This is a genomic window from Bacillota bacterium, assembly GCA_013177945.1.
Lineage (GTDB): Bacteria > Bacillota > DSM-12270 > Thermacetogeniales > Thermacetogeniaceae > Ch130.
Genome location: JABLXW010000043.1, coordinates 1 through 4,069, shown reverse-complemented (window position 1 = coordinate 4,069; position 4,069 = coordinate 1). Strand labels below are relative to the sequence as shown.

The window sequence follows — 4,069 nt, the reverse complement described above, 5'->3', positions numbered from 1 at the left end:
ACTGGCCGACGGCGATGTTGGCGAAGGGCCCGGCGTGCACCATCACGGGCTGGTACTCTGCAGTCCAGCAGAGGGTTGGGTTGATGGACTCCCGCATGATGGCGGTCATGGCGCCGGCCACTTCCAGATCCTCGGTCGTGATCGGGTTCCCCTGGCGGTCGTAGGCCACGATGATCCGTCCCAGGCTCTCCCGGAGGTCCTTGAGGTCGCGCACCATCGCCAGGATGGCCATCACTTCCGAGGCCACGGTGACCATGAACCCAGTCTGCATCAGGAAGCCGTCCATCTCGGTGCCGAGACCGACAATGATGTTCCTCAAGCACTGGGCGCCGAGGTCCATTGCCCACCGCATCTCGATCTTCTTGGGATGGATGTTGAGGCGTTTCAGGCCGCGCTTTGCCAGCTCTTCATCGGTGTAGTTTGCCTCGTGCTGCATCCGGGCGTTGAGGGCGACCATCGCCAGATTGTGGGCGTTCATGATGTTGTTGATGTCGCCGGTCAGGCCCAGCGAAAACTCGGTCATCGGGATGAGGAGGGCGTTGCCCCCGCCGGCTGCGGTGCCCTTGATGTTGAAGGTCGGGGCGCCTGAAGGCTGGCGGATGGCGCCGCCCACGTTCTTGCCCCGCTTGGCAAGGCCCTCAATGATTCCCATCGTCGTCGTTGTCTTGCCCTCGCCCAGGGGGGTGGGTGTGATTGCGGTAATCTCAATGTACTTCCCGTCAGGCCTGTTCTTCAAACGCTCCAGGATCTTCATATAGTCGAGCCTGGATACCCTGCCGTAGGGAATGACCTCGTCTTTTTCCAGCCCCAGCCTGTCGGCCACTTCATAGGGTTTCGGCATATTCTTTTCCGCTTCCTGGGCAATTTCCCAGTCCGCCATTTTCGTTGCATCCCAAGCCATTTTTACACCAGCACTCCTTTCAATACTTAACTTAAAATGTGTTTTTCATTCAATTTCCTGGCCCCTTTTGCCTTTCTTTTGCTTTATTGAGCCCCTTGGAGAAACACCTCCTTTCTCTCAGAACTTCTGTGAGGTGTGAGGGTTCGTGAAAAAATTAACATGCTTTTGTGAAAAGAATAACACGCAAATTACGTGCCAGTAGCTTAAGAAGATCCACAAGAGCAATGCTCCAAAAACGCGGCACCAGGATCAATGGTTTTGCAGGCAGATCCCTGGTTTTTAGCATTTTTGCAGGCTGTTTTGTAGAAGCTCCTGAGGGATCCCGGAAAGCAAAATCAAAGGGCCGCCCGGTAGATCTCAGCGATCTGCTCTGCCGTGGCATCCCGCGGATTCGTAATCAGGGAGACGTCCTCGGCCGCGGCCTTGCTGAGTTCCCAGATATATTCCTCCTGGAGCCCGATCTCCGAGAGGTGCCGCTTGGCTCCGATGTCGCAGCACAGGCGCTCCACTGCCTGAATTGCCTTCTCTGCGGCTTCCCGGGTGCTCAGGCCCTCGGTTCTTTCTCCCATCGCCTGCGCGATTTCGGCGTAGCGCTCTGTGCAGGCAATCAGGTTGAACCGCATCACGTGGGGGAGAAGAATCGCGTTTGCTTCTCCATGCGGAAGGTTCAGAAGCCCCCCCAGCGGATGCGCCATGGCGTGAACCAGTCCGAGAATGGCGTTGGACATTGCAATCCCGGCCAGCAGGCTCGCCATCGCCATCGCCGTTTTGGCCTCCATGTTTGTCCGGGAAGCCACGGAGGCCCGCAGGGAAGAACTGATCATCTGGATCGCCCGGTAAGCCAGGACGTCCGTAATCGGGGTGGCGGCCACCGAAACATAAGCCTCAATGGCGTGAGTCAGGGCATCCATTCCCGTATTTGCGGTAAGAACGGCATCGATGGTGCTCAGGAGCATGGGATCGATAATTGCGATGTCAGGTACAAGGGATTTCGAACCGATGGTCATTTTCACCTTTCTTATGCTGTCCACGATAATCGTAAATTGGGTCACTTCTCCTCCCGCGCCTGCGGTGGTGGCAACGCAGATGAGAGGGGGAAGAGGCCTTTCGATTTTGTCCACTCCTTCGTAGTCCTGAATCTTTCCCCCGTTTGTAGCCAGGATGGCCACCGCTTTTGCGGCATCGATCGCGCTCCCGCCGCCCAGGCCGATGATGGCATCGCATCCGGCTTCGAGGTAGAGTTCTTTCCCGCGGTCCACTTCGTAATCCTTGGGATTTGGGGTTGGTTCGGTCCAGACCCTGTACTCAAGCCCCACGTCTTTTAAGTGCTTGATTGCCTGGTCGATCCAGCCCGCCTGGGCCACGCCCTCGTCGCTGACGAGAAAGACCTTTGTGGCTCCCAGCCGGCGGGCGCTTTCCCCGATGAGGCGGAGCGTTCCCTTTCCAAAAATAATTTCTGGAACCATGAACTTAAATATTTTCATCATACTTTTCCTCCCAAACGGCCCGTTAACAGTGTTTTTCTTTATTGAGGTAGCGGAGAACCCGGGGAGTCGTCCGGAACCACTCCGCTGCCTGGGTGTAACTCCCTCCCGCTTCTTTGAGGGCGCGCGTGATCAGATGCCGTGTGGCCCGGAACATAGACTTTTTCAATTCCTCTAAAAAGTAGGAGAGTTCAAAGCCCGCCGTGAAATCCACCTGCTCCGCAAACTTCTCGAGGCTTGCCGTGATTTCGGCAAGCCACTTCTGCTCCGGAGAAGAGGTCGTTCCTGAGCCTCCTGCTTTTATCTTGATGCTTTCCGTAAGTTTGGAGGGAAGGTGCTCTCTTAAAACCACAGGCCCGTCACAGAGCGCGGCAACCTGTGCCATCACGTTGACAAGTTCCCGGATGTTGCCCGGCCAGTCGTAGTTTGTAAGCGCTTCGATTACCTCGGCGCTCAGGCGGGGAGCTTCTCCCGGCTGGTAGTACCGCTTCAGAAAGTGCTCCGCCAGGAGGCCGATGTCCTCGCGCCGCTCCCTGAGCGGGGGGAGGCTCAAAGTCACCACATCCAGCCTGTAGAAAAGATCCTCCCGGAATTTCTTTTCTTCTACGAGCTTTTCCAGCGGTGCATTTGTGGCAGCAATAACCCTTGTGTTGACGCGGATCGGTTTTTCTCCCCCCACGCGCAGGATTTCCCCGGTTTCCAGAACTCGCAGCAGCTTCACCTGGATTGCCGGACTCGCATCTCCGATTTCATCGAGAAAGAGGGTTCCCCGGTGCGCCAGTTCAAAGATGCCTTTATGCTGGCCTGTGGCCCCGGTAAAGGCCCCCTTTTCGTGGCCGAATAACTCGCTTTCCAGGAGGCTTTCTGGCAGGGCCCCGCAGTTGATGGCAAGAAAGGGCTGTTCGGCGCGGGGGCTGACGGCATGAATGTAGCGCGCCAGGAGTTCCTTGCCGGTCCCTGTTTCCCCCCGGATCAAAAGGGTGATCTCCTTTTGCGCCAGCTTTTCTGCAATCATCAGGAGGCGCTGCATCTTTTCGCTTTTACCCGTAATCAGGCCGATTTTCGCCAGAACCTCTTTCCTCTGGGCGAAAGCTTCATCCAGGGGTTCTTCCTGGGCAAGGGCGCGGGAAAGGGCGCGGTCGATCACCGCTTCCAGGGCGTCCAGGTCGGCAAAGGGCTTTTCTAAATAGTCAAAGGCGCCCAACTGCACGGCCTCCACTGCCGACTTTACTGCAGCATAGCCTGTCATTACCAGAACCTCGCATTTGGGATGCCGGGCCTTGATTTCCCGCAGCAGGGTAAGGCCGTCGGTATCAGGGAGTTTGAGGTCTAACAGAGCCAGGTGAAAGGGCCTTTGAAGCGCCTCCTTTGCCTGCCTGCCGTTTTGTGCAACAACTACTTCGTGCCCCTTGGCCTCGAGAAAAAATTTGAAAAAGTTGCACATTTCCAGTTCGTCATCAACCGCTAAAATTCTTGCCGGCACCTTTCTTCCTCCTCTCGAGATCCTTTGTCTTTCCGGGAAAATTTAGACTCCTTTTTCATTTTCACTGTTCCAGTTCTGGCAGGGAGGGATGTAAACGGTAAAGGTGCTTCCCTTCCCGGGCTCGCTCTCCACACCGATGGTTCCCCCGTGCGCCTGGACGATCCCCAGGCTCACGGAGAGCCCGAGCCCCGTTCCTTTCCC

At 56.6% G+C, this 4,069-nt stretch carries 4 protein-coding genes; all 4 read right to left on the bottom strand.

The window, feature by feature from the left end:
• On the bottom strand, positions 1-901 hold a 901-nt coding region (locus tag HPY58_13985), incomplete at its 3' end, for a formate--tetrahydrofolate ligase (GenBank protein ID NPV30724.1).
• A 335-nt stretch (positions 902-1,236) separates the two neighbouring features.
• Positions 1,237-2,385, bottom strand: coding sequence for an iron-containing alcohol dehydrogenase (locus HPY58_13980; protein ID NPV30723.1), 1,149 nt, complete (start codon positions 2,383-2,385; stop codon positions 1,237-1,239).
• Between the two features lie 25 nt (positions 2,386-2,410).
• Positions 2,411-3,829 carry a sigma-54-dependent Fis family transcriptional regulator gene (locus HPY58_13975; GenBank protein NPV30722.1) on the bottom strand — a complete coding sequence of 473 codons (1,419 nt, stop codon included), beginning with the start codon at positions 3,827-3,829 and terminating at the stop codon, positions 2,411-2,413.
• Between the two features lie 81 nt (positions 3,830-3,910).
• A partial coding sequence (locus HPY58_13970) for a hypothetical protein (GenBank protein NPV30721.1) occupies positions 3,911-4,069 on the bottom strand: 159 nt, incomplete at its 5' end.

What these genes read in the sequence shown, in the direction of transcription:
- HPY58_13980 (NPV30723.1), bottom strand. Translation starts at nt 2,385, where the DNA reads ATGAAAATATTTAAGTTCATGGTTCCAGAAATTATTTTTGGAAAGGGA.
- HPY58_13975 (NPV30722.1), bottom strand. Translation starts at nt 3,829, where the DNA reads ATGTGCAACTTTTTCAAATTTTTTCTCGAGGCCAAGGGGCACGAAGTA.